Consider the following 23,728-nt stretch of genomic DNA (forward strand, 5'->3'; position numbering starts at 1 on the left):
CCGACGCAGGTATACGCTCAGCAGCCGTTCATACTCGAGGCATGGGGCGGGCGAAGAGTGAGGACGAGTATGTACAAGCACAGATGGACCGGCATGTTGGCGGTTCTGCTCGCCTTGGCGACCCTTGTCGGTCCGGCGGCTCCTGCCATGGCTGGCGGAGGATCAGGTCATGCCGGCGGCGGCGCTAAAGGCGATGGCCGGTTTTGGCAGGGCTGGACCTACAAGGATGACGATCAAGGCTCCTTCGGCGGCTATGAGATAAGCAGCATCGACAGGGCCTTTTCCAAAATGGGGATTGTGGATGGGGGCAATGCCACCACTGCTCGGGTCAAACACCAGGCTCTGGATGAGGCCAATGGCAACTGCCAGGCACGCTTTAACGAGGCCCATGCTGACCAATCCGGACAAGGCCACTGCCGGGTGACCGGCGTGGGTGTGGTCACGGGCTATCGCGGCTCTCATCGAGTCTTCGATGGGGTCAGCATGGCCATCCATAGCATATGGATGGCCAACTGGCGAAGTCAGGTGGCCAACCGCACCTTCAGCAACCGCGGGGTGACCTATCAGACTGGCGACCCCTTCTGGGACCAGCCCGGAGACAGTCTGGACAAGTTCGCCGACATGTATGCCGGCAACGAGCACAGCATCTCCTTGGTGGTCTTCATGCTTAATGACTATGAGCCCAAGCCGGCCGATCTGCCGCCGAATCCGCCTGACAAGAAAGTGGATCCCGGCACCAGCGCGGATGGAATGATCAACCGCACCCGCATCGAGACCGGAACCGGCCGGGGCGGTCGCGAGTTGACCTTTACCGATGCTTTCGATTCCCGGGGCAAGCAGTACCATATCGACGGGCAGAAGGTCAAAGATCTAACCAGTGGCGAGGATCTGACCAGCAGGTTCGCTTTCAACACCGCCGATGGGAGCAGACCGCCCGGCAATAGGGCTACAGCTACCTGGAAGGGCGGGACTCTGCCTGAGGAGCATCGCTGGGTATGGCAGCTGGACGTGACTGTCAAGCAGCCGGATATTGGAGTCATCCTGGACTGTGGAGAAGTCCGCTGGAAGGGCACCAGTCGTCAAGTTGATCAGTCGACCCCTGATCGCCGCACTCCTACTTGGAAGCCCAGACCAGACAAATCATGGATTCTGCGCGATCGTGCCACTGGGCTCTGGAAAGCAGTCGTTGACCCTCAGCGGACCAACAAAACCGGTGCCGACGGGCATGCCTTTCTGGACGGAGACCGGGTGGGGTCAGTGGTCAACGGCACTGTAGAAGCCCGCCTGATTGAGGCTCCCAAGGTTTTCACCTTGACTGACGACTGGAGTGCTGCCGACTATCTGGTTGATCAGGATGGTGCTCGGGCTATTCGTATCTTCGAGGCCAGGGCTAAGGCGGATGCAGATGGGCACTACCGTCGAAGCAGCATCGAAGACATTGTGGACAAAGGCAGGGATGTGACCGACCGTTTCGAGATCAGCGTGATTGGAACGCGGGCGCGTGCACAGGCCAAAAGCGGATGGCTGAAGGGTCTCAAAGGCATGGAGGATCCTAGACAGGTCACTATGCTGGTTCCCTTTACGGTCCGCTTTGCCAACGGCGGCGGCGCAGCCAAAGTTCGCAAGGATCTGGGCGGAACACCTGACCAGGAACTGACTTTCTGCAAGGCCCCGAACGGCCATGGCAGCCAGGGCGCGGCGCTGACTAACTCGGGTTCCCAGACTGTCAACACGCAGAGCGTGCAAACCAATAAGCCCGGCATCTGCGGATATCTGCCTCCTGTGCGCAAGGATGTCATCTCGGAGGCCGGCCAAGGCGGGGAACAGGCCAACGTTGATGGCAAGGTGGTTTTCCCTGGTCAGCGGCTGGAGTATCAGTTGGATACCCAACCTAGTCTCCCTGACAATCTGGCCTATCCGGTCAAGTCGGTCATTCTGACGGATGTCTATGACCGCTGGTTTTTGCCCGATAAGCAGACTCTTGAGGTGACTGACCTGCAGAGCGGCGATATCATCGCCAAGACCGGATACGCCACAAAGTGGAATGGCAAGGGACACAGTTTGCGGGTGACCATCACCGATCCCGGCCGGATCAGCCAGTGGCGTGCCGGGGGCAACCCCAGGATCCGCCTGCGCTTTGAGGGCAGGGTTGATCCCAAAGCCCCAAGGGATCATCGGGTTGGCAATCAGTGGGTGCTGACGCTGAATAATTCGCTGACCCCCTCCAACCAGGTGAGCAATCCGCCAGCTGACTTCCATCCCTCAAAGAGCGTTGTCAGCGCGCGTGATCCAGGCATCAGCATCGACGGCAAGGTGCTCTTCATAGGCGACCGCGGGGTCTATCGGATCAGTCTGGACGCCTGCCGCAAGGACACCGCCTATCCGGTGTGGCGGTTAGGCGTGACGGATGCCTACGATGCTCGTCACTTGGATATCGATCCCAAGAGCATCGAAGTTCTGGGCTCCAACGGCCGCGATTACACCAAGGCTTTCAATATCCAGGTAAAAAACGGCGTAGTGCTGGTCTTCGCCAAAACTGTAGATACCTATGTTCCAGCCACAGGCGCGACCCTCAAAGGGGATCCCCAGCCTGCCGATCTGGTTGCCTATGCTGCAGCACGAGGTCATAGTCCCCTCAGGGAGCCGGCCATTGACCAAGGGTTGCTAGGGCGTACCTACGATCTGATTCTGCCTTACACGGTCATCCGTGCAGAGCCTGGTCATGTGGTGCGCAACCAGGCGACTCAGATCGTCAACGACCTGCACAAAGCGACCAATCTGGTCGCCAATCCGATCAAGCCGCTCAATCCCGCCAAGGATGTGGTGGTTTCCGTGGGCGGGGAAAGCGCACACGGCGGCAGCATCTACCGCGATCGGCTCTTCCTCTACCGTCTGGACTCCAGTCTGCTGCCAGCGGGACGGGCCTATCCGCAGGTGGGGACCTGGCGGATTGAGGATCGGCTGGACCCTTCGGTCGATCGGTTCACTGGTCATTGGGCTGTCTACGCCACCCAGGACCTCTATGAGAATGGGCGCATCCTGATTCATCATGGACAGATCATGGCTGGTTCGGATATGTCCGCAAATATTCATGGCGGTCCCTTGTTCATGGTGACCGCAGATCCGGCAGGTCTGGTCAAAGTGGAGGCCACACCACGATATCTGGCCTTGGTCGGCGCCTCAGGCGATCGCCCAGTCGGGTGGAGGGCTTACCTGCAATGTAGACGGCTGAAGAATGTGGAGCGTCATGAGAACCGATTTACTGAGTTCTATCAGGACAAGACCCTGGTCTCCAACACGGTTTGGACCAGAACGCCTGATATGACCCCGGCTCTGCATATCGAAAAGTTTGATCAGGCTGGCGGTATGGTTAGGGGGGATCGGGATCAGCCGGAACAGGCCCTCCGGACTCATGACGATGTCGCCATTGTCTTCCGAATCACGAACGATTCTCCTCGCGATCCCAGCAATGGGACCGGAGCAATCTTCCCAGCCCGGCAACTGCATTTAGAAGATAAGACGGTCGTCGGTCAAGGGCGGGTGACTGGGATCCACTATCCAGACAACTGGTCGACTCTGATGCTCCGACCAGGCCAGTCTGTAGATGTGCATGCCACGGTAGCAGGCATATCGGGTCAACACACCGACAGGGTTCGAGTGGTAGGCACTCCGTTAGTCCCCTGTCCAGTGGAGAATCAGGCCTCCATGCCTCAACTGGAGAATGCCCAAAAAGTTTCTTGGCGAGCAAATTCTCACGGGGTGGTAGTCGATGGCCGTCTGCTTTGTGCTGATCGATCTGTCGAATCCAACAGTGATGATTGGAACGCTCTGAAAGTCGCGCTGCCTAAGACCGGAGCTGTGGTGGTGCTTCCCTTGGCTCTCGCTGCTGCAGCGGTCATGGCTGGGCTTATCATCTTCCAGTTAGTTAGGCAGATGTCCGCCAGTAACCATGGGCGACAGTGACCTGGAACGAGTACGGAGACCCAGTGTGCGCACCTTGGTCTGCCGATCGGCCTCGTTAGGCCGGTCGACAGACCAAGGTCAGTCTCGACCTGTCGCAGGCAGGCAAGCAGATAGATCTAGGAAAGCGATACAAGCCGGCTCCGGATCCAAGGCGGGGTGTATCGGCTGTTCGCCAGGCAATGTCAGTTATTTTGACCATTCCCAGATATCTGCGAAGTCTTAGGTCATTTCCGTCCTGGGAAATCAACAATAGGCAAAGTGAAAGTTTGACTGACTAAATGATTGTGCTATTCATATTAAAACAACCAACGGCTGAGGCGGGCGGCTGCTTGATAGACTGTCGGTCTCATGCTTAAGTGCCGCGGCTGTGTACCGATAGCGACTTTCTGCATCTTGCAGCTGATCTTCAGTGTTGATGCCCTGTCTGATCGCGTTATCAGAGCGGTTGTGGATGTGTTCGTCTGGTTTCTTGGATACCATTGACCGCGTGAAATATCGGCCAAGGACGGCGGCGGAGAGGATTAGCAATGGCGAAGGAGAACACCGAAGGCTCTAAAGATGGCAGAAAAGCCTTGATGGTGATGCTGAAACAGGCCGTGCGAATTCCGGGGATGAAAGTGGATCGTGAGCGTTTTCTGCGCGAGCAGTTCGCCAGCGCTCCACGGCAGGTCATTGACGACATAGTAAAGAGGGGGCCGGTGGCCGCCGGCTGCGATCGGAAGGTCCTTTATAAGATGGCGCGACAAATCGTGCTGAAAAGAACAGGACAATCCACTGGTGCATCTTTGTTGGCTGGAGTGCCGGGAGGGATTACCATGGTTGCCACAATTCCAACAGACACGGTCCAGTTCTACGGTTTTGCTTTTATAACAGCCCAAGAGATCGCCTATCTGTATGGAGAGGAGGATTTCTGGGAAGGTGTCCTGCCAGATGATGAGGTGATCGGGAATCAATTGCTTTTATACCTGGGTGTCATGCTTGGTGCCGCTGGTGCCAGTTCGGCGGTGCGTTTGATCTCCACGCAACTGGGGAAATCCGCTTTGAAGCGTCTGCCGCAGAAGGCCTTGACAAAGGGAGTGATCTATCCAATCGTCAAATCGGTAGCCAAGACTATGTCCGTAAAAATGACTAAAAGCGTCTTTGCCAAAGGAGTTTCCAAGGCTGTGCCGATAATTGGTGGAGTGGTGTCGGGAGGGATTACCTGGACGACTATGCGCCCTATGGGCATGCACCTGATTTCCGTTATGGATGAGGCTCACTTTGGCTATTCACAGTCTGATGCGGATCATGACTATAAAAAGGTACTGGATTTAGGCATGATCAATTCGCAGACATCCGGGAATCCGCAAGCATCGGAAACGTTGAATACGCCGGCAGATTTTGAAGATGTTGAGACCTCTGATGCCCTGACTGTTCTAGAAATTAGCGAGAATTCGGATGATTCAGCGGATCTGGAGGATGCGGACGGTTCTGACGGACTATAGGCCGATCTGAGTCCATGAGGACTTGTCCTTGAGCTGTTCCTCTAGTCTGGCACAGAAATACAAACATGATTTGGCAGTAAACCATAAGTCATTAGATCCAACGCAACTATGATCCAGACTAGGGGGGGAGGGGATTGCGTTAATTCTCCTCCGCGTCCAGGAGCACTACGCCCTGGGGCGGGTTGCTGTCAATGGCTCCCACGGTCTCATGCGGCAGGTAGGGCTCCTCCATGGAGGAGATCTCCTCAGGTGTGAGCTCCAAATCTAGCGCAGCCGCCGCATCGTCAAGATGCCGGGCTTTGGTGGCGCCAATGATCGGTGAAGCAACGCCTTTGGCCCACTGCCAGGCTATGGCTACCCGGGCCATAGGTACGTTGTGCTGCTCTGCTATTTTCTGCACGCGGTCAATGATGGCTAGGTCGTTCTCCTCGGCTCGGTCGTACTTGCCGCGCGAGACCTTGTCAGTGGCGCTGCGCAGGGTGTCAGCGGTCCAGGTGGAGCGTGTCAGATGGCCGGCGGCCAGAGGGCTGTAGGGCATGAGCGAAATGCCCGTTTTTCTGCAGAAAGGTATCAGGTCCTTCTCATCTTCCCGGTAGAGTAGGTTGTAATGGTTTTCCATGGCGCTGAAAGGGGTCCAGCCGTTGTCTCGGGCGACTTTCTGCATGTCCTGAAATTGGCTGGCATACATGGCTGAGGCTCCTAATGCTCGCACCTTGCCTGCTTTGACAAGGTCGTTCAGCGCTTCCATGGTCTCCGCGATGGGCGTTTCATAGTCGAACCTGTGGATGATGTAGAGATCCAGATAGTCGGTGCCCAGCCGCTTGAGCGTCCCATCAATCTCGCGATGGATGGCCTTGGAGGAAAGTCGCCCTTTGTTGAAGTAGACCTTGGAAGCGATGACCACCTGGTCGCGGCTTGAATGCCTTTTGAGTGCCTTTCCCAGATACTCTTCACTGGTCCCGGCCGAGTAGCCGTTGGCTGTGTCAAAGAAGGTGATGCCCAGATCTAGTGCGTGCGCAACGACCGCGTCAGTCCCTTCCTCATCCAGTGTCCAGTCGTGCATGGTGCCCGGTTTGCCGAAGCTCATGCATCCTACGCAGATCTTCGATATGCTGATGCCTGTCCTGCCCAGTTGTGTGTATTGCATTTAAGCCCCCTTGGCCTTCCTTGGTGCAGATGCAATCATGCTAGCAAGTTCAAGTCGGTGGAGGTCTGCTTCTTTGGCTTGCGGAGCAAACAGAGACTAGCAAAGAGGCATTCAAGTTCTTTTATTGTTTACCTGTTATGAACTATGACTCGGTAGCATAAGGCAAAGAGCTGGGGTATGGGTGAATGCAGTCTTTTTGGTAGCAAGGGTTGAGTTTTGGGCTTGATGCGTTCCCAACTTGATTTGCCAGTAGCATTTAGGCGAGCTGAGTTGAGCGGATACTGTCTCAGACTCCTCCGCACTTGCATTTGCTGTTCTTCAGTTGGGATAAGAAGCATTGCTGGCCAACGGCCATTGGAGTCAAAATGAATGCACTGCCATAATAGGAATTCATCTGCATTTTTGACCCTTTGTGCTGGTCTTTTGTGCCTTTCGAGAGAGCAACAATATTTGTAGAGGTAGTGTCTTCTTATCGCTCTTTGTCAAAGACATGAGGCTTTTATGACATCCCCGTATTTTGTTCTTTAGGAAATGGATGCATTCCAAACAAATAGACCGGGATAATTACCAATCGGACATGCCATTATTCTCAGTTGATATAATTAATGGAAAGTTGAAGCTAACCTTTAATGAAGAAGGCTGACGTGGCAAGTGGAAATGATATGAGCTGCGTTGTTTTTTCGCATTTGCTGCGTTTTAAGCGCTCGCATTATCCGTATTCCGATAGGTACCTTAGCGAAGTAAACAATTCGCCGGATACGTATGCAAGAACAGAAAAACAGCATATGGTACAGTGGTTTGCAGCTAACGCAACACATGGATCAGGCGCCTATTCCCGGCAGAAGCCCAATAAGAGTGCAAAAATTTGTTATAACAAATTGGAGAACGCTGCGTCGCTGTTGTGGATTGCCGAAGCGGTTGGGATTGAAGAGCCGATAGTAGCAGCAGCTTTCGAGGCTGCGAGGCAGGCGGGAGACTATCGCCGGGCCTGTGGTGCGATCCGCAAGATTATTACCTGGTCCATGATTATTGAATCCTTGTAATGGTATCGACGTAGATCAAATATAGTTTGTACTAGTTGTCGTATGTACTCGGTTTTCAGTACAGACTGCTTAGAGCAAGGATGGTTTTTACCACAGGTTCGGAAAGAAAAGGTTGCATATGCCCGAAATTATTTGCCCCAAATGCGGAACTGCATTCACTATTGACGAGGCCGGATATGCCGACATCCTGAAGCAGGTTCGTGACAAGGATTTTGACAGGCAGCTTCATGAACGGCTTGAGCAGGCTAGACGCGAGAATAGCAAGATCCGTGAACTGGACCAGGCACAGGCCGAGCAGACGCTGCAGAAGACCAAAAGCGCAAAGGATGCCCAGATACAGGAGCTGCAGGCAAAGCTGGAATCCGAGCAAGCTGCTAAGGAACTCGCCGTTTCGGAGGCCTTGAGGAAGGTCGAAAAAGAGAAAGACGATCTGACTGCCAAGCTGGACAGGGCCGAGTCAGAGAAGCAGCAGGCGCTCGATCTGGCAGAGGCCAATTCCAAGAGTGAGCTGCAGAAAGCGGCAGCGGACAAAGATGCCGAGATCGTCAAATTGCAGAATCAGTTGGATGCCTTTCAGTTGCAGAAGAAGCAGGAGCTTGCCCAGGCTCTGGGTCCGGTGGAGAAGGAGCGTGATGATTTCAAGGGCAGGCTTGAGAGGCTGCAGCTGGAGAAGGAGTCCGAGGAGAAGCTCTCCAAGGAGCAGCTGAAGTCGCAGCTGCAGGCGGTTGTTGCAGACAAGGATTCCGAGATAGCTGAGCTGAAGAGCAGTCTGGACAAGGCGGAGCTGCAGAGCAAGGTCGAGGCCAAGTCGCTCAAGGAACGCTATGAGATCCAGATCCAGGACCGTGACGATCAGATTGAACGGCTGCGAGATCTGAAGGCGAAGCTGTCCACCAAGATGGTGGGGGAGACGCTTGAGCAGCATTGCCAGATCGAGTTCAACAAGCTGCGGTCCACGGCCTTCCCCCGTGCCTACTTCGAGAAGGACAACGATGCCAGGACGGGCAGCAAGGGCGACTTCATCTTCCGTGACAAGGATGATTCCGGCACGGAGATCGTGTCCATCATGTTCGAGATGAAGAACGAGACGGACACCACCTCCACCAAGCACAAGAACGAGGACTTTTTCAAGGAGCTCGACAAGGACAGGCGAGAGAAGGACTGCGAATACGCCATCATGGTCTCCCTGTTGGAGCCTGACAGCGACCTGTACAACACGGGTATCGTAGATGTCTCTTATCGCTACCTGAAAATGTATGTCATCCGTCCGCAATTCTTCATTCCGATAATCACCCTGCTCCGGGACGCCGCCAAGAACTCTCTGCAATACAAGAATGAACTTGAAGAGGTGAAGGAAGAGAACATCGATATAACGCATTTTGAGGAAGAGCTGGACTCTTTCAAGAATGCTTTTGGTCGTAACTACGAAATCGCCTCAAAAAAGTTCAAAAACGCGGTAGAGGAGATTGACAAATCTATCAACCACCTGAACAAGATCAAGGACGCTCTGCTAGGTTCCGAGAACCAGCTTCGTCTGGCCAACAACAAGGCGCAGGATGTGACCATACGAAGACTGACCAGAAACAATGAGACTATGAAGGCCAAGTTCGACGAAGTAAAGAAGTCGAAGGCAATAGAATCCTGAGACTGTGAACGGTGCAGTCATGTGAAGGGATGAATGTAGACGGCCTTCTCTGAATTTGCAGTCGAGTCGTTCAGCCATAACTGGCTGTATCATGTCAGCAGCTGTTCCCATCTGCCGCAAGTATGCCGAGATAGAAACAAAGGCTCAGAATCTAAAAGATTCCGAGCCTTACTGGTAGCGGGGTCAGGATTTGAACCTGTGACCTCTGGGTTACTGACCCAGAGGTCACAGGTTCACCGCCCCGGCGGCGAACCCTGCGAGTTCATTCTAACCGCGTGATGACATGGCTTCATGTCAAGGAAGAAAGCCCCTGCGCCCCAATGGCGCGAATGCATAGATAAATGGATTGAAACCCTCCAGGCCGGCAGTCTCTCTGCCCTGAGTGTCGACACCAGGCGCCGGCAGCTCACGAAGCTCAGTAACGACTTGAGAGGGTCGCCGCAAAATGTCACCGCAGAAGAGCTGGTGCACTGGTTTGCGGCGGGAGACTGGAAGCCGGAGACCCGTAAAGGGTACAGGAACGCCGCCTCATCCTTTTTCGGATGGCTTTATAGGTCAGGCCGGGCCGAGCAGGACATATCCAAGGATCTACCCAGTATCCGGCGGCCTCACGCACATCCGAGACCATGCCCCGACCGGGTCATCCTGGTCGCGCTGAGCAAAGCCAACGAAACCGAGACGCTCATGATTAGGCTGGCCGCCGAATGCGGGTTGCGGCGGGCCGAGATAGCCCAGGTGCGCAGCGACGACGTCATGGACGACCTGCTGGGCAGGACCCTCATAGTCCACGGCAAGGGCGACAAGCAACGCCTGGTCCCCCTGCCCGACGACCTGGCCCAGAAGATCATCGACCGGCATGGCTGGCTGCTGCCCGGCCGCTGGTCAGGGCACGTAGAAGCCAGCTATGTAGGCAAGCACGTCGCCCGCCTGCTGGGCGGCGAATGGACCGCCCACAGCCTCCGCCACCGGTACGCCACAATGACCTACCAGGAGACCCACGACCTGTACCTGGTCAGCAGGCTGCTGGGGCACGAGTCGGTCGAGACAACGCAGAGGTACGTAGCCATGCCCGATTCGCGGCTCAAGGCCGCTCTGGCAGGTGCCAGGCTGGTCAGCTGACCTATTTGCCGGCCATGCGCATGGGGTTATAGACGACTCCGAAACCGGCGGCGAGATAGCCGCCCACCGTGGTCAGCCAGTCGCCCAGGGCAGGGTTGGCGAAGCTGTGTACACCGCTGCCGATGATGACCAGGGTCATAGCCGCGATATAGATGGCGGTCCTGGTCCGTTCGCTGAACAGCGGCTTATATTCCTCGGCGGGTCCTGCAGAATGCTTCGGGTCGCTCATGGCTTGACCTCCTCGACAGTGATATGCAGTTGGTCGAGCTTGTCCTTGACCGCCTGCTGCACGATGCGGGCGATTGTCGAAGGATCCGCTCCAGCCGCCCTGGCCAGGGTCTCGATGGTTGCTCCCTGTGCCGTGATTAGCGTTTTAAGTTCGGCTATCTCGTGGCGCGCTTGGATCACCCCGTCCAACACGTTGCGGCCGTCCAGTCCTTTAGCTTCATAGATGGCCTGTTTGGCCCTGTCTGTGAGTTCGGCGCGAGTCTGGATGGCCTCATCGAAGAGATTGCGGCCGTCCTGGTCTCGTGTATCGAATAGCACTTGCGCTGTCACTGTGTCCTCGTTTTCTCCCGTGTACCTTAAATAGCAGTTCCACGGGAAGTTGTAATAGTTGGTGATATTGGTTTCCATGCCGGTCTGGTCGCCGGCCTGGCCCCCGCTGGTGTTGCCGTTCTCGTCCTTGGAGGCTTGGGCCAGCTGGCCGCCGCCAAGATAAACAGCCACATGCTTGGAGTCGTTGAGCAAGATGTCTCCGGGCTGAGGAGCCCCGTCAGGCGGTAACCGTCTCCACCCATGGGCGGTGAGCTCCTCGCTCATATTTCCTGTATAGGTAGCGGCACCTACGGCGAAGCCGGCTTCACGCAGGCAGGCGATGACCAGAGCACTACAATCTGTCTCGCCTCCGTCCCGTACGTCCCAGCGAGACGATTGGTCATATCCCACGGACGCAGTGCCGCAGTAATAGCGCATGCGTTCGATGAGCTTGTTGATTGATGGCATTGTGCCTCGATTTCATTCGTTACGGCGAAACAGATCAGCCGGGGGTTCCGGTGGCGGTGGCGGGTAGCCTTTGTAGATATGGTCTACGAGCTGACGATTCCATAGCCATAGCCTTTGGTTGTCGGCGATAGCGTCCTGGATCATCTGTGCTTCGTTGAACTTGTGCAAATGATGCTGCGCAAATGTGGTTATACAGGACCCGGACAGGGCGGCGACAGCAGCGATGAGTGCGACAACTATCTCCTTGCTCACTGTCCAACCCTCCAGGACACAGTCGGGATGATTATCTGAGTACTGCTCACGCCCTGGGGCCAGCTTGCCAATTGCAGGATGCCATTGTCATATATCTTCCCCAGCATGGTGCTATTGCCACCATTGGTGAATAACGGGATATATTGATCTTTCCCAGGGGCGGCACGCTTGTCTAACGTGCAAATCATGTCGTTGAATGATGCGTTGTTGCCTTTTTTGGTGAACCAGGCGCTGAAGGTGACGATACCCTCAGTGATGCTAAGGTTCGCATAAGATACGGAGAAAGAGCTATAAGGCGTTACAGGCAGATAGTCGTAGTTAGCGGCAGCGGTCCCCTTATTGAGTCCTTGGATTACCATGTCTGCAATATGTCGATATCCGGCATCATTGGGATGGTTGCCACCTGATGTGTCTACAAGAGTCGGATCGCCATACAGCCATTGGTACCCATATGGTATAACCTGTGCTCCGGCCACCCGTGCGGCTCTAGTTGCGTCTGTGCTTCTAGCAAGGACGTAATCCGGCACTCCTTTTGCACACCAGAGACTGGTGATACACACCAACCGCGCTTGTGGCCATGTAGTTTTGCACCAGCTCAGGCACTCGACTGCGGCTTCATATGTGGGGTTGTTATAGTCGTTCTGACAACCGGCCACAATGACGACATCCGGCTCAACTCCATTAGATTTAGCGAGTTTGGCTTGTTGGAGGAAATTTCGGTTATCTTCACCAGGTGCTATGTATCCGGCCCCGCCAACTGCGTAGTTGACTTCGATCCACCCCATTTGGTCACTGACCAGACGGCTGTACCGCTTGCTTGGGCTGGAGGCCATGTATCCCTGGGTAAAGCTGTCCCCAATCCACAAGCACACACTGCCAGCAAGGGCCTTTCTGGTGGCGGAATCTGGTTTGCGGATAAGCGCAGCGACAGCGTTATCCTGCAACGTTCCGGCTTTGGCGGCGAATTGCTCCGCTTCGTCGCGCCATCTCTTCGTGTCCTGGGTCGCCTGGTCTACTTTGACGGTAATTTGTGCCGGCAGCGCATCGACGTTGTCGTCGATGCTTTCCGCCATCGCCCGAAACTGAGAGCTGGCGTTTTTAACAAGGTCCGTTCCGGCGGGGTACTTAATGTGATGACGTGGTGTTTCCAGCATGGTGTCTCCTATCGTTGGAAGTAGGTGATTTGCGAGAACTCGCCCCAGGTAATGGGCAGGGCGGTCCAGGGCAGTGTGATGGGGGTCAGGTCCTGCCAATGGCTCATGGTGGGTGGGATCATCGGCAGCGGATGGATCGATATTTCGTTTGAAATGGTGGGTTCATTCCCCTGCCATGTGAAGGTCAGGGTCCCTCCGGTGGCGAGCCAGGCGCCCGACGTGGCGGGGCTGCCGTCGTCACTGAGCAATTTTGTGTATCGGTTGGACACGAACGCCCAGAGGCTTGCGGACGGCTGGAGCTGCTGTTCGAAGTCGTCTATGTCGATGAACCTGCTGCTGGCGGTGATTTTCACGGGACGCAGGCGTAGGGAGGCTGCCTGAAGCCAATCTGCCCATTGTTCGCGTTGCCCCTCGGTGGGCTGCCATACCTTCCCCTTGTAGTGCCCCTCCGATGCGTCGGTGATGATGGCGTCCGTTTCGGCGCTGACCGAGGCGATGGTCTCCTTCAGGTTCGTGGGGAGTCGTCCGCGATCGGATAGGTGAATCTCGTCATCGCTAAAGGTCAAATGCTGTTCAGAATCCTGCCACTCGACCTTTTTGCCTTTGATGATGACCTGGCTCACCGGGTCGGGAAGGGTGAGAGTGTGGCTATCAACCGTTATGTCGCCACCTGAAACCACTTGCTCGGTGTGGCCTGCGCAGGTGACCGTCAGAGTACCGTTGGCGTGCAGGGTTATGAATGCTTTTGCGCCGGCATGGACAGCTTCGATTGTTTCGCTGCCATGCTCATGGGTCTCGTAGTATAAGGGCAGGTCTGGGTCGGCTGCCGCTATCCCGTAAAGGACCGTGGTCAGGTCAGGGAAGGACGAGGTGTCATAGGGCGCGAGGTCGAGGTTTCTGCCCTTTAGCCAATGCACCGTAGCGTCAGAAAGCGGCGGGCAGCCCAGCGATTCCAGGCGCCGCTGTATCTCGTCTATGCGCTGGCCAGCCGGCACTGCCCAGTGGTACCCTGCCAATGCAGGGTCGGACGACACAGGACCTTGCTGGGTTGTCCTGCTGGCGCGCACCAACGTCGAATTGGCATACAGGTTGAGCATATAGCGGCCGTCGCTCAGCTGTTCAATTGTCCCGCCTGTGCTCATCGTGCCCTTGAAGATGGTCAAGGCAGTCGGATCGGGCGGCAGCGTCGGGTCGGGCACATGGCAGAGATGGAAGTCTCGCCAGGTTGTGTCGTTGTCCTGCCACTTCTCTTCGGCGTTGAGGTCCGCCCACAATGGCATGCGGGTCAGTTGTATCCATACCTTGGCGCCGGCCAGGCTTGAGCTGTTTCCGGCTACTGTCCCGGTGCGATCCAGTAGGCGGAACTTCAGGACGTTGACTTCTGGCTGCGTAGTGGGTTCATCGGTGCCCCAGTCCACCGTGAAGTCGGTAAGTGCGCATACTCCGCTCTCGTGCCCGGTCAGATTCTCCCAACCATGGCCGCGGTCGATGAACAGGAAGGGTTGTCTCATCGGCGGTGCCCCGCATAGTCGTTGAGTATTTTCCTGATTTTCTTGGCGCCGTCCTCGCCGTCGAGGATGCCGTTAACTGTGAGGTTGATGATAATGGGGGACTTGTTGGGTATGGACGGGCCGAGGTTGTAGGAGGTGCGGCTGAGGGGGGTCACCTGCGCTCCTCGGGGCAGGGTTAGCAGTTCTGGCCCAGCTTCGCCGACCATGACCGTGCCGGCTGCGCGCAGTATGCCTCCAGAGGCTAGCTTGGGAATTTTGAAGCTTTTGCCGCCGACGGCAGGCACCCAGTCCGGTACGTCGAATCCGAACCCCCCTACTGTGCTGTTCCATATGCTCTTGATGCCGTTCACGGCAGCGCGGAAGGGGGCAGTCAGCGTGTCTGCGATGCCGCCGAAGAAGCCCGCGATTCTTCCTGGGACTCCAGCGAACCAACTTGTAAGCCCCTCCCATTTCGATTGCGCCCAGGAGCTGGCTGCATTGAAAGGCTGACTTAGAAGAGATCCGATGCCGGCGAAGAAACCGCCTATCGTTCCTGGAATGCCGGAGAAGAACGCCTGCACACCCTGCCATTTCTCGGTGATCCAATCGCCGGCCTGGCCGAACCAAGCTCGGATGTTGGCGATGGATGAGCTGAGAAAAGAGGTGAAAGCCTCCCATATTCGCTGGCCGGTCTGCGTCTTTGCGAAGAAGTAAGCCAGGCCGGCGGTCAAGGCGGCAACAGCCACAACCACTAGCATGATGGGGTTCATGTTCATGACCACGTTGAACGCCGCTTGGGCTGCTGTCGCTATCCGTGTGATGGCGTTCCATGCCCCCAGCACCCCATTCCATGCTGCTATGGCCAACTTGCCCGCCAGGAAGGCCCCGCCTATGGCGCCGACACTCACGGCCAAGGCCTGGAATGGGTCCTTGTACCTAGACACAAACCCGCCGACCGCTTCGAGAGCGCGGCCGGTGCCGCTGATGGTATCCTTCGCCAGCGTCCACATTCCGGTGTCCAGATGCATGTCGCTGAACTGGTTCTTGGCACCGATGATGGCATCCACGAAAGGTGCCATGACGTCGGCGACGGCCTTGAAGGCGCTTTTGACGCCGGCCATCGCGGGACCGGCGGACTGCGAGAGGGCTTCGAAGGCATCATGTACGTTGCTTTTAACGAATTCGAGGGCCGGCCCAATATAGGTCTTGGCATCCGTGATGATTGATTGCACGGCGCTTCCCAGGCCCGAGTTCTGCACGTAGTCGGTAATCTTCCCGATACCGTCGGCTGCCAGTTTCGAGGCATCGTTGATGCCCTGGGTGGCCTTGCCCATCATGTCGGTCAGGAACGGGGAGACTTTAGCGATAGCATTGCCGAGGCCGCGGACGACGGCCGTTTTCATATTCTGCGCGCTGGTGGCGATGCCGTTAGTGGCGTCCTTGGCTTGTTTGCTGAAGGATGCGAACCCGTTGATGCCGTGGTCGTTGAGCTGCAGGATGGCATCGTTGAACTGGCCGAACGTGGTGGTACCGGATTTCATGGACTCGTACAGGTCCATGGAGTTGTGGCCGGCACCAAGGATCGCGATGGCCAACTGGTTCATTTGGCCGGGCATCGCATCGGTCATGCTCCGCCAGGATTGTAGGTCTGGTTTCCCGTTGGCCAGCATTTGTGAATACTGCTCCATGGCATTTGCGGCCACGGCTGTGCCCTTTCCGCCGGCCAGCAGGGCGTTGTTCAGTGCCAGGGACAGGTCGGTGGCCTTGCCCAGTCCGCCAGTGAGGGGGGCCAGTTTCTGAGTCATGCCGGCCATCTCGTCCAGGCTGGTCGGCAGGCCGGAGAGCTTATCGCTCATCTTCTGGATCGAGGCAGTGGCCTCCTGGGAGCTATAGCCGAGGTTCTGCATAATCTTAGGGAAGTTGTTCATGGTGTCCACGCGGCTGACCGCGCTGTCCACCGAGGACCTGAGAACGTTGAATGCTTTGGAGGCGACATTCTGGACGATGCCGGACACTGCTCCCATCTTCGCAGCGAAACCGCTTGCCGATTGCGCGGCGCTGCCCATGGCTTTGCTGGCGCTGCTGGAATCGCCAATGATCTTAACCGCAAGTATTGCGCTCTTAGCCATTTGCTGCCTCCTCCTGCATTTCCTGTTCTTCTTCCAGCAGCCATGCCGCCGTGCCTAGGTCCCGCTCGTCGGGATGTGTTTCTCGCCGCCATTCCCACGGAGTTCCTCCGAAACGGGCGGCGAGGACCACGCTCAACTCAGAGAGGCTTCCGGAGGGCCAGCAGGCAAAGGGGTATCGGTCTCCCTGCGCTGGTCGATGTCCTCGACGGTCTGGGCCCAATCTTCAAAACCTTGGCCGTCCGTGAGCTGATGAGACCGGCGCAGGGCAAAGTAGGTGGCATAGGTGAAGGATTCGATGGGCGATTCCTGAACGTTGCCCCAGCCGGCTGCTTTGCCGTACTTTTCCGCCTGCATCTTGTCGAACAGGCTTACCGTGACGGAGCCGCTGGTCCCGTCCAGGTATTCGATGATGGTTGTAGTTGCCATGTCTATGCTCCTTGCACTTGTTCCAGCAGTTTCTTTATCTCTGATTCATAGATGCCTACCCATGTGGGCTCTGTCTGCCGGGCGGCATCTACAAGGAAGGGGTGAGGTTGAATGTGGTGGTCGCGCCATCCCCAGTGGATGGGTCCGGCGTAGGGGACGGAGGCTTTGCCGGCCCTGAGTACGCCGGCTTTCTGGGTAGCACCGGCACGAACCGATTGTTGCAGTCGTCCGCTTCTGATGGGGGTCTCGGCTCTGGCAGTCGGGATGATGGAAGCCGCTGCCTTGCGGTTAACGGCGCGCAGGTCCTTCATGTCTGCCCCGGCTTTGCGCAGGGTCCGTGCCAGTTGCGCGGACCCCTTGACTTCAATTGCCGAACGTTTACTCATCACTTACTGACGGCTCAGGGGTATTTGGGGCCAGCTTCACGTTGGTGGCTGTAAAGCTGAAGTCTTGGTCATTCTTCTTCTTCACGTCGCCGCCAATGGCGATGGGTGAGATCAGCACGTCCCCGCTGAAACCCAGATCCCCCGCATTGTTGGGTATGTACTTGAAGGGCTTGGTCTTTCCGGAGTTGTTGAAGCACCAGGCCTGAAGGCCTGTCTTGCTGTAGTTCTCTTTGATGGTGCCGTCCATGGTCCAGCTAACGGACTGGGACCCGGCCTCGGATGTACCGTCCAGAAAGTCCAGCGGGTCGTCCGAATCGGCCTTGGGGGTCAGCGTTACCTTGGTGGCGTCCGCGTCGAACCGTTGGGAATCGTTGGCTTCGCCGATGATGAGCGTTCCGGGTCCCAGCGTCCTGATTTTCTCCGCCATGTTTGTTCTCCTTAATTATTCATGGGTTGAGGGTGATTTGATAGGCGGCCAGACTGCCCGAACCGTTGGTGTAGGTGACGGGTCGGGCGTTGTGCATGTTGATGTGGTCGGCTTGGAGCTTCTCGATGACAGGCAGAATGAGGCCTAGAGCGTCCACCTGCGTCGCCATGGTGCCAGCGATGACGATAATTGACCATCGCGCTTCCTGGATTTCCCAGCCTTCGAAGTCGATTTCCGGTGGGTTGACGAGGATAGCGGCTTTGCCGGGTAAGGGGCGCAGACTCTGGGCGTCAATGGTGATGACGGATACGAGGTTCCCCACGCTGTCGGTCAGTCGTTCGATGAGATCTTCGCGTTGGTCGTTGATGGTCATGAGATCACCAGCCCGCCAGTGTTGACGCCGGCCGCTTTGAGCTTGGGCCAGACGCTTCGCAGGGGATCAGTCGAAACCCGGAACGGCTCTAGTGTCTCGCTGCCCACGTCCATGATGCCCAGCCGCGCGTCCCTGCTGTTGTACAGGTCTGCTGCACAACTAACCACGCAATCAGCGCGGATTTCATCGGCGACCTTCTGCCTGCCTATGGCGCTTTCAACATAGACCTTGGCTGCACCCAGCTTCTCGTTCAGGCGGTCCTCGTCGCCCTTTTCGACAGACACCTCGCTGCGTAGCCGGGCGATTAGTTCAGCATCGCTTATCATGCGGATACACCAGCGAACTTGATGGGCAGAAGGCCGTCGGCGAATGTTTCAGCGATGGCCATGTATCCATAGACGCTGAAGGAGTCTACCAGTTTGGTGGTGTCGCTATCACTCAGCTGGGTAGGGCCACCGGACTCCCAAACCGTGACCGCCTCGGGGTCGAGGAAGGCGGCTGTGCCGACGGGAGCCTTCGGCAGGATCTGGACGGGCATACGCATCAGGTCGCCGACGGTACCGGTAAGGTTGAAAGAACCGATGGTGTCGCTACCCTTGCCGGAGATGTCCAGGAATCGGTTGCCGGAGTCCTTTAGGCCGATGATGGCCTTAGCCACATCTTTGGAGACCACCAGCCGGTCCATCATGGCATTGCGGTCGTCCATCTCCTCGGCCGCGTCCAGTAGCAGACCGGCCCAATGGTCAGCGGTCATTTTGTCGAGTGCCACAGGTGCGTCGATTTTGTTCGGGTCGGTCTGGGCGTCCCTGCGGTCACTGATGAGCTTGTATAGGAAGTCGCGCGCGGCCTGTTCGGTAGCTGCCGCATAAGCGTTGTTCAGCGCTTTTAGAGCGGTATTGAGCATGGGGGTAGTGGACCGCTCGATGGTCTGGCGGGAGAGGGACGTGTAACCGCCGTAGGTCTCGATGTCGGCGGTCTTGGTTCCGAACTTGACCTTGCCGAAGGGCAGAGCGCCACCTTCGCTGGCTTGCTTGGATGTCTTGGTGGTGTCGCTGGTCACCACGTGGTATTCCATGCTCATGCCTTTGGCTGGCAGTGTGTCGTGGGTCAGCACGCCCATGACCTTGCGGCGCTGCTGGATCAGGCGCAGGTCGTCGGCAATCCAGGTGGCGGTGTTGCCAGTGTCGCCGGTGGCGATGAAGTCGCGGCACTCGTTCATGATTTCGATGGCTTCGGGCTCTTCGTTATAAAGCCCCTTCAGGTATTCCGCTTGGGAGCGGTACTTGCCGCCGATGACTGGGCCGGGTTCGGGATTGAAGCCCTTGGCGATGGCCGCCTGCATAGAGCGCTGCTGTTCCTTGATGGCCGCCAGTTCTTCGGCGAGTTTGTCGTTGTCGGTCATGGAGTTGTTCTCCTTGTCATTGGTGTTATCTACTGATCGTTGGGCTGTGATTTTGGCCGCCTCGTATGCGGGCCAGGAGACGACGGAGGTTTCGAGTAGGCGGACTTTGCGACGGTGAATGACGCCCGCCTTATCGCGTTCGGATTGCACGGGCACGAAGCCGACAGATAAGCTGTCAAGAACGCCATCGCGCAGGAATTGGACCACATCACGACCTCTTGCAGTGTCACTGATGCGCGCCTGAATGTGCAGGCCGTCCTCGCGAGCTTCGGACTTGGTGATGCGACCAATGAGCTCGCCGTGCTGATAGCAGAGCTTGGCGTTCTCCACGTCCGCAAACTCGCAATCCCGGTCGAAGGTCTCGGGGCCGTCCCAGGTATCGATAATGTCGCCGAACGGCACCGCCAGCCCTTCAAGGTCGCGGCCGTCGCCCTCCTCGTTGGACCGCAGGCATACGCCCTTCAGCCCGATTTCACGCATTTGCATTCTTGGTCTCCTTCGTTTGAGGTGCGTCAGTCGGCAGGGGTTCATAGCCTTCGCGCTTGCGTACGTCGTTGATGGTCATCCACCCGGATTCGATGGCGGTTTGGTAGGCGCCGAACCGGGCTGCCATGTCTGCTCGTCGGCTTGAGTCCCAGTCGAATTTCACGCTTCGGCCTCTTGGCAGGAGCGAGGTCAGCGCCTCCTCGATTTCGCCGGTGTAAGCCGCCAAGGTGTAGTCGGCGAACTCTATCCAGCTTTGCTCGATGTTGCTGTAGGTGAGGTTAGATCCATCGACTGCTGCAAGCATGATGGAGGCGGGTATGCCAAGGAGCCGTGCAATCTGAGTAGTGTCGAACTTTTGAGTCTCCAGGAATTGCAGATCGGCGGGCTTCATGGCCAGCGGAACATATGTCAGGTCGCTGCCCACCACCTTGATGTCGCCGGCCTTGCCGCTCTTGTTCCATGCCTTCTTAGCCTGGTTCGCGCTTTCTGGGGTAATCTTCTGGTCGGTCTTCAGGTAGCCCTTGACGTTGCTTGAATCGGTGTAGAAGTGGGCCTTGTAGTCGCGTGCCATCCTGGCGCCTTCCACCTCTTCGCGTGCCGCCGAGATAGGCCCGAGTCCCCGCAGTCGGCCCGGAACAGCTAGGAACTTGCAGTGGATGACTTCTTCGGCCGAATAGTCGCGGCCCAGGTAGCTGAACCGGAGCTTGGGGGCCGCCGGGTCCTTGCCGTCGTTGCTGACCGTGACCAGGCTAGGGGGCAGGACCTCGCAGGACACGGTGTTGCCCTCAAACTTGATTAATCGAATGAAGGCGTTGCCGTCCAGGGCCATGCTGGCTACCAGGTCGGCGAAGAAGTCGCGGCGGGAGCGATTCACGTCGGGCCGCTCGATAATGGATGTAGTGGTTTCCAGGTTCAGGCCGTTACGGACCTCATGCAGGGGCAGGCCTGTGATGGCGGTCTGCAACACCTGGATACCGCGGAAGACGGTAGAAAGCTGCAATGGGTCATAGGTGCCGGTGCGATCAGGTGGTCGCAGCCCCTCGGGCATGTCGTCCAGGGCTTCCTCGCCCCGGGTCATAACCCTGCCTGCAACTTTCATACGTTGCCATAGACTCATTTTGCTCATGGCCCCAGTGATAGCCATGCTCAGAACGGCCGAGCAAGGATTTCGGGTTCAGGTGGGTTCGGGTGGGTTCAGGTGGGTTCAGGCTGGGTTAGTAGATTTGAGGAGTCCAGTTGGTGTCCGGCAGGTGGGTGATGCCCCAGGTCGCCAACATGCAGGATTCGAGGGGCGAGGTCAGCCCGGTGCTGCCCCGGCGGGTCACGCGCCAGGCATCACCACTCCATGTCCTAGCGCAGATGGCGGCGGACTCGTCCAGCTCTTCGTCAGTGGCGTGGAGTACTACCCCGTTCTGCAAGCCGGATACGAAGGCTTGGCCAGTGGCCATATAGTCGCCAGCCGCCATGGGCACGAACCGGATGGCAGGGTCGCCGGCCTGATCCGTCATGGCTTCCAGTCGGTCGTGCAGGTCAGCGTTCGGCCCTCGGTCGTCCATCACCAGGGGAGCGTGATAGCGGGTGCAGAGGCGGCGTATTTCGTCGGGGGCCCGGCCGGTACCGTCCAGCACGTTGAGTAGTTGGGTAGCGATGGTGCCATCCTGCCGGCGGATGGCCACGGAGATGCTGGTGTGGGTGGCATCGAGGTCCACCGCAGTGCCGAAGGCCAGTTCTTCATCTGCCAGGTCGGTCGGCTCGATTGGCGACACGGTCGTGGCCTCCCACAGCTCGGCCGGTATGATGCGGTCGATAATGCCGGTATCGCGGCGGTTGCCGAATGCGCGGGCCCAACCGGCTACATCGTCGCGGAAACCTTCGCGGAACTGGCGTAGCTGGCGCAGATCCCAGAGCAGGTTGGCGGCCGGATGGTGCTGCATGATGATGTTCAGGTCCTCGGGGTCGCTGTCCTTGGGGATGCCCCAGTCAAACCAGCAGGTGTGCTCGGGCACGTTCCCCTCGCGCAGGCCGTCGATGATGGGGTTGAAGAAGGTCGAATTCGCAGTGCCTTCGGTGCTGGTTATCCAGACCTGGGGCTGCACGCCGGTTTTCATGTACCGGGTGGCGGTCGTGGGCAGGAATCCGTCGATGATGGCCTTGCCGGTCTCGGATGAAAGTGAGAATGCTTCATCGAGGGTGATTTTATCGCCCTGAACGCCGTGACCGGCTACCCTTGTGACGGCCATCGGCTTGATGACGCTCCCATTCAGGAACTGTTGCTGCATCGACCCGTTGCTCAGCTTGGGTTTGCGTGCGATCTGTGCGAGTGGCGAGGGTTGCAGCTTCTTCAAGAACTCCTTGAAGTGGTCATCGGCGTCTTTGCCGGTCTGGGCAAGGTAGTAAATGTACCGGTTCGCGCCCCATTGGGCGTTGCGGGTGTCCTCGGTATCGACCAGCGTGGACTTGCCACACTGCCGAGGGGTGGAAAGCACCACGGTGTCGTAAAAGTAGGTGCCGGTGGAGGGGTCAATCTCGCCGGCCACGTCGGCCACATACCGCTGCCAAGGCAGTAGGGGAGTGCTAAGCAGCTCTGCGTATTTGGCGACGATACCGCCGTCGGTCTGCCGGTCCGGGTTGCGTTTGGTCCCTCCCCTGAGTGGCGTCACTTGGCGCTCGATTCAGCCAGAAGGGAGCCAAGGGCTTCATCGACATTTGGGGTCTCAGGGTAGATTTCGCGCAGCTCGTCCAAATAGGCCCGGTACTCGGCCATGTTTCGGCTGGTCTCTCTGCCGGCGGCGTTCTGGCTGTCGATATTCCGGGCTAGGGAGACCATGGACTTGCATATCACCTTCGCATAGCTGGTCAATGCCCTTTCCTTGGTGATGTCCTCGATGAGCTCGATGGTGGCGTTCTCCTGGTAGCGGTTGGTGGACTCGAACTCCTGCAATCCCGGCAGCATGTCCTGCATAGTGTCTCCTTTCGTTGATTTTTCACCGTTTCTAGCCGTTTTTTATTTGAGTTGGGGGGAGAAAAAACTGGGCGCGCGGTCTGCTGGCCAACCGTCGGCTTAAAAAAGAGCTCACCAACTCGGCCGGGCTTTGGTTGCCGTCGGCTTGCGTCGAAGGCCAAGAGCAGCCAGGCGTTCACGTCTTCGAGCCTGGCGCGTATCCAGGAGTCGCTGGCTGATTCTGAGCGCATACCATCTCCGGGCAATCAGCTCTTCGCCATGCGTTCTGCCGTCAGCTCTCAGTCGCTCAGATACCGTGGCCTGTCCTGGATCCACTACATGCAGGCTGTAGTCCAGCGCCAGCCATTCGTCCAGCATGTGAGGGTGTCGTCGGCTGGTCGGCAGGCTCTTGATTATCCACACGTCCACCGGGTCGCCGAGTCTGACCAGACGGTTGAAAGCTCCCTGCCAGGCTCCCTGGGCTGCTGCCACCAGGGGTGCCGGCCGCTCCTTGCGGATGTCCGACATCGGCTGGATGGATCGGGCTAGTTTGTCGAAGTCAAGTACCAAGGCGTCGTCTGCGGCATGGCTGGCCACATAGGTGCTCTTGCCTGCTTCCGGAGGACCCATGACCACGTGAATATTGGCCCCATAGCCGCTGAGTATCCGGTCCTGCCGGCTGGCGTTGCAGTGCTTGCATGCCCGGCGGATGTTGGCTACGGTGTCCTTGCCTCCGAGATGGTATGGCCGGATGTGGTCGTCCTCCTCGCCTTGGCCGGTGCAGCCCGGCAGGCCGAGCCAGCACTCGTTGCCGTAAGTCCTTATCACCTGAGCTCTTATGGCCGGAGCGATAGTC

The 23,728-nt window shown here is 57.5% G+C and carries 22 protein-coding genes; 5 read left to right on the forward strand and 17 right to left on the reverse strand.

Annotated elements, in window-relative coordinates:
- The first annotated feature begins 69 nt into the window (after positions 1 to 69).
- Both ACGG9J_RS05765 and ACGG9J_RS05770 read left to right on the forward strand, forming a co-directional pair.
- Positions 70 to 3,963, forward strand: coding sequence for an LPXTG cell wall anchor domain-containing protein (locus ACGG9J_RS05765; protein ID WP_390134436.1), 3,894 nt, complete (start codon positions 70 to 72; stop codon positions 3,961 to 3,963).
- A gap of 527 nt (positions 3,964 to 4,490) precedes the next feature.
- Positions 4,491 to 5,447 (forward strand): hypothetical protein, encoded by a 957-nt coding sequence (locus ACGG9J_RS05770; RefSeq protein ID WP_390134438.1) that lies wholly within the window; start codon positions 4,491 to 4,493, stop codon positions 5,445 to 5,447.
- A 139-nt stretch (positions 5,448 to 5,586) separates the two neighbouring features.
- On the opposite strand, the gene ACGG9J_RS05775 is transcribed toward ACGG9J_RS05770, so the two are convergent.
- A complete protein-coding gene (locus ACGG9J_RS05775; protein WP_390134440.1) occupies positions 5,587 to 6,594 on the reverse strand; it encodes an aldo/keto reductase in 1,008 nt (335 codons plus the stop codon).
- A gap of 629 nt (positions 6,595 to 7,223) precedes the next feature.
- Here ACGG9J_RS05775 and ACGG9J_RS05780 point away from each other — a divergent pair.
- From ACGG9J_RS05780 to ACGG9J_RS05790, 3 genes are all read left to right on the forward strand, one after another.
- Positions 7,224 to 7,637 carry a hypothetical protein gene (locus ACGG9J_RS05780; protein WP_390134442.1) on the forward strand — a complete coding sequence of 138 codons (414 nt, stop codon included), beginning with the start codon at positions 7,224 to 7,226 and terminating at the stop codon, positions 7,635 to 7,637.
- A 118-nt stretch (positions 7,638 to 7,755) separates the two neighbouring features.
- A complete protein-coding gene (locus ACGG9J_RS05785; RefSeq protein WP_390134444.1) occupies positions 7,756 to 9,282 on the forward strand; it encodes a DUF2130 domain-containing protein in 1,527 nt (508 codons plus the stop codon).
- Positions 9,283 to 9,573: 291 nt separating this feature from the next.
- A complete protein-coding gene (locus ACGG9J_RS05790) occupies positions 9,574 to 10,401 on the forward strand; it encodes a tyrosine-type recombinase/integrase (protein WP_390134446.1) in 828 nt (275 codons plus the stop codon).
- Position 10,402: 1 nt separating this feature from the next.
- Here ACGG9J_RS05790 and ACGG9J_RS05795 read toward each other — a convergent pair whose 3' ends face one another.
- From ACGG9J_RS05795 to ACGG9J_RS05870, 16 genes are all read right to left on the reverse strand, one after another.
- Positions 10,403 to 10,630 (reverse strand): hypothetical protein, encoded by a 228-nt coding sequence (locus ACGG9J_RS05795; RefSeq protein WP_390134448.1) that lies wholly within the window; start codon positions 10,628 to 10,630, stop codon positions 10,403 to 10,405.
- Positions 10,627 to 11,406 (reverse strand): endolysin-like domain-containing protein, encoded by a 780-nt coding sequence (locus ACGG9J_RS05800; protein ID WP_390134450.1) that lies wholly within the window; start codon positions 11,404 to 11,406, stop codon positions 10,627 to 10,629. Before ACGG9J_RS05800 ends, ACGG9J_RS05795 begins: the two co-directional genes overlap by 4 nt.
- Before the next feature lie 12 nt (positions 11,407 to 11,418).
- Positions 11,419 to 11,658, reverse strand: coding sequence for a hypothetical protein (locus ACGG9J_RS05805; protein WP_390134452.1), 240 nt, complete (start codon positions 11,656 to 11,658; stop codon positions 11,419 to 11,421).
- Positions 11,655 to 12,812 carry an SGNH/GDSL hydrolase family protein gene (locus tag ACGG9J_RS05810; protein WP_390134454.1) on the reverse strand — a complete coding sequence of 386 codons (1,158 nt, stop codon included), beginning with the start codon at positions 12,810 to 12,812 and terminating at the stop codon, positions 11,655 to 11,657. The genes ACGG9J_RS05805 and ACGG9J_RS05810 overlap by 4 nt, the downstream gene beginning before the upstream one ends.
- An 8-nt stretch (positions 12,813 to 12,820) precedes the next feature.
- Entirely contained in the window at positions 12,821 to 14,323 is a 1,503-nt protein-coding gene (locus ACGG9J_RS05815; protein WP_220236384.1) for a hypothetical protein, read from the reverse strand.
- Positions 14,320 to 16,431 (reverse strand): tape measure protein, encoded by a 2,112-nt coding sequence (locus ACGG9J_RS05820; protein ID WP_220236383.1) that lies wholly within the window; start codon positions 16,429 to 16,431, stop codon positions 14,320 to 14,322. The genes ACGG9J_RS05815 and ACGG9J_RS05820 overlap by 4 nt, the downstream gene beginning before the upstream one ends.
- A gap of 132 nt (positions 16,432 to 16,563) precedes the next feature.
- A complete protein-coding gene (locus ACGG9J_RS05825; RefSeq protein WP_220236382.1) occupies positions 16,564 to 16,857 on the reverse strand; it encodes a hypothetical protein in 294 nt (97 codons plus the stop codon).
- Positions 16,858 to 16,859: 2 nt separating this feature from the next.
- Positions 16,860 to 17,243, reverse strand: coding sequence for an HK97-gp10 family putative phage morphogenesis protein (locus ACGG9J_RS05830; protein WP_220236381.1), 384 nt, complete (start codon positions 17,241 to 17,243; stop codon positions 16,860 to 16,862).
- Positions 17,236 to 17,670 carry a hypothetical protein gene (locus tag ACGG9J_RS05835; RefSeq protein WP_390134457.1) on the reverse strand — a complete coding sequence of 145 codons (435 nt, stop codon included), beginning with the start codon at positions 17,668 to 17,670 and terminating at the stop codon, positions 17,236 to 17,238. The genes ACGG9J_RS05830 and ACGG9J_RS05835 overlap by 8 nt, the downstream gene beginning before the upstream one ends.
- 19 nt (positions 17,671 to 17,689) lie before the next feature.
- Positions 17,690 to 18,043, reverse strand: coding sequence for a hypothetical protein (locus ACGG9J_RS05840; protein ID WP_220236379.1), 354 nt, complete (start codon positions 18,041 to 18,043; stop codon positions 17,690 to 17,692).
- Positions 18,040 to 18,369: a hypothetical protein gene (locus tag ACGG9J_RS05845; RefSeq protein ID WP_220236378.1), complete on the reverse strand. Its 330-nt coding sequence runs from the start codon at positions 18,367 to 18,369 to the stop codon at positions 18,040 to 18,042. The genes ACGG9J_RS05840 and ACGG9J_RS05845 overlap by 4 nt, the downstream gene beginning before the upstream one ends.
- Positions 18,366 to 19,931 (reverse strand): HK97 family phage prohead protease, encoded by a 1,566-nt coding sequence (locus ACGG9J_RS05850; protein WP_390134460.1) that lies wholly within the window; start codon positions 19,929 to 19,931, stop codon positions 18,366 to 18,368. The genes ACGG9J_RS05845 and ACGG9J_RS05850 overlap by 4 nt, the downstream gene beginning before the upstream one ends.
- Positions 19,918 to 21,009: a phage portal protein gene (locus ACGG9J_RS05855; RefSeq protein ID WP_390134462.1), complete on the reverse strand. Its 1,092-nt coding sequence runs from the start codon at positions 21,007 to 21,009 to the stop codon at positions 19,918 to 19,920. Before ACGG9J_RS05855 ends, ACGG9J_RS05850 begins: the two co-directional genes overlap by 14 nt.
- Before the next feature lie 136 nt (positions 21,010 to 21,145).
- Complete coding sequence (locus tag ACGG9J_RS05860) at positions 21,146 to 22,591, reverse strand: hypothetical protein (RefSeq protein ID WP_220236376.1); 1,446 nt, start codon at positions 22,589 to 22,591, stop codon at positions 21,146 to 21,148.
- Positions 22,588 to 22,893, reverse strand: a complete 306-nt coding sequence (locus ACGG9J_RS05865; RefSeq protein WP_258561485.1) for a hypothetical protein — start codon at positions 22,891 to 22,893, stop codon at positions 22,588 to 22,590. Before ACGG9J_RS05865 ends, ACGG9J_RS05860 begins: the two co-directional genes overlap by 4 nt.
- A 111-nt stretch (positions 22,894 to 23,004) precedes the next feature.
- Complete coding sequence (locus tag ACGG9J_RS05870; protein WP_258561484.1) at positions 23,005 to 23,700, reverse strand: HNH endonuclease signature motif containing protein; 696 nt, start codon at positions 23,698 to 23,700, stop codon at positions 23,005 to 23,007.
- Positions 23,701 to 23,728: the final 28 nt, after the last annotated feature.

The sequence above is a fragment of the Bifidobacterium apicola genome, from assembly GCF_042846865.1.
GTDB classification, from domain to species: Bacteria; Actinomycetota; Actinomycetes; order Actinomycetales; family Bifidobacteriaceae; genus Bombiscardovia; species Bombiscardovia apicola.

Bases quoted from the DNA above. Each gene is read 5' to 3' on its own strand.
- ACGG9J_RS05765 (WP_390134436.1), top strand. From the start codon at position 70: ATGTACAAGCACAGATGGACCGGCATGTTGGCGGTTCTGCTCGCCTTG.
- ACGG9J_RS05770 (WP_390134438.1), top strand. From the start codon at position 4,491: ATGGCGAAGGAGAACACCGAAGGCTCTAAAGATGGCAGAAAAGCCTTG.
- ACGG9J_RS05775 (WP_390134440.1), bottom strand. From the start codon at position 6,594: ATGCAATACACACAACTGGGCAGGACAGGCATCAGCATATCGAAGATC.
- ACGG9J_RS05780 (WP_390134442.1), top strand. From the start codon at position 7,224: ATGAAGAAGGCTGACGTGGCAAGTGGAAATGATATGAGCTGCGTTGTT.
- ACGG9J_RS05785 (WP_390134444.1), top strand. From the start codon at position 7,756: ATGCCCGAAATTATTTGCCCCAAATGCGGAACTGCATTCACTATTGAC.
- ACGG9J_RS05790 (WP_390134446.1), top strand. From the start codon at position 9,574: ATGTCAAGGAAGAAAGCCCCTGCGCCCCAATGGCGCGAATGCATAGAT.
- ACGG9J_RS05795 (WP_390134448.1), bottom strand. From the start codon at position 10,630: ATGAGCGACCCGAAGCATTCTGCAGGACCCGCCGAGGAATATAAGCCG.
- ACGG9J_RS05800 (WP_390134450.1), bottom strand. From the start codon at position 11,406: ATGCCATCAATCAACAAGCTCATCGAACGCATGCGCTATTACTGCGGC.
- ACGG9J_RS05810 (WP_390134454.1), bottom strand. From the start codon at position 12,812: ATGCTGGAAACACCACGTCATCACATTAAGTACCCCGCCGGAACGGAC.
- ACGG9J_RS05815 (WP_220236384.1), bottom strand. From the start codon at position 14,323: ATGAGACAACCCTTCCTGTTCATCGACCGCGGCCATGGTTGGGAGAAT.
- ACGG9J_RS05820 (WP_220236383.1), bottom strand. From the start codon at position 16,431: ATGGCTAAGAGCGCAATACTTGCGGTTAAGATCATTGGCGATTCCAGC.
- ACGG9J_RS05825 (WP_220236382.1), bottom strand. From the start codon at position 16,857: ATGGCAACTACAACCATCATCGAATACCTGGACGGGACCAGCGGCTCC.
- ACGG9J_RS05830 (WP_220236381.1), bottom strand. From the start codon at position 17,243: ATGAGTAAACGTTCGGCAATTGAAGTCAAGGGGTCCGCGCAACTGGCA.
- ACGG9J_RS05835 (WP_390134457.1), bottom strand. From the start codon at position 17,670: ATGGCGGAGAAAATCAGGACGCTGGGACCCGGAACGCTCATCATCGGC.
- ACGG9J_RS05840 (WP_220236379.1), bottom strand. From the start codon at position 18,043: ATGACCATCAACGACCAACGCGAAGATCTCATCGAACGACTGACCGAC.
- ACGG9J_RS05845 (WP_220236378.1), bottom strand. From the start codon at position 18,369: ATGATAAGCGATGCTGAACTAATCGCCCGGCTACGCAGCGAGGTGTCT.
- ACGG9J_RS05850 (WP_390134460.1), bottom strand. From the start codon at position 19,931: ATGCAAATGCGTGAAATCGGGCTGAAGGGCGTATGCCTGCGGTCCAAC.
- ACGG9J_RS05855 (WP_390134462.1), bottom strand. From the start codon at position 21,009: ATGACCCGGGGCGAGGAAGCCCTGGACGACATGCCCGAGGGGCTGCGA.
- ACGG9J_RS05865 (WP_258561485.1), bottom strand. From the start codon at position 22,893: ATGCAGGACATGCTGCCGGGATTGCAGGAGTTCGAGTCCACCAACCGC.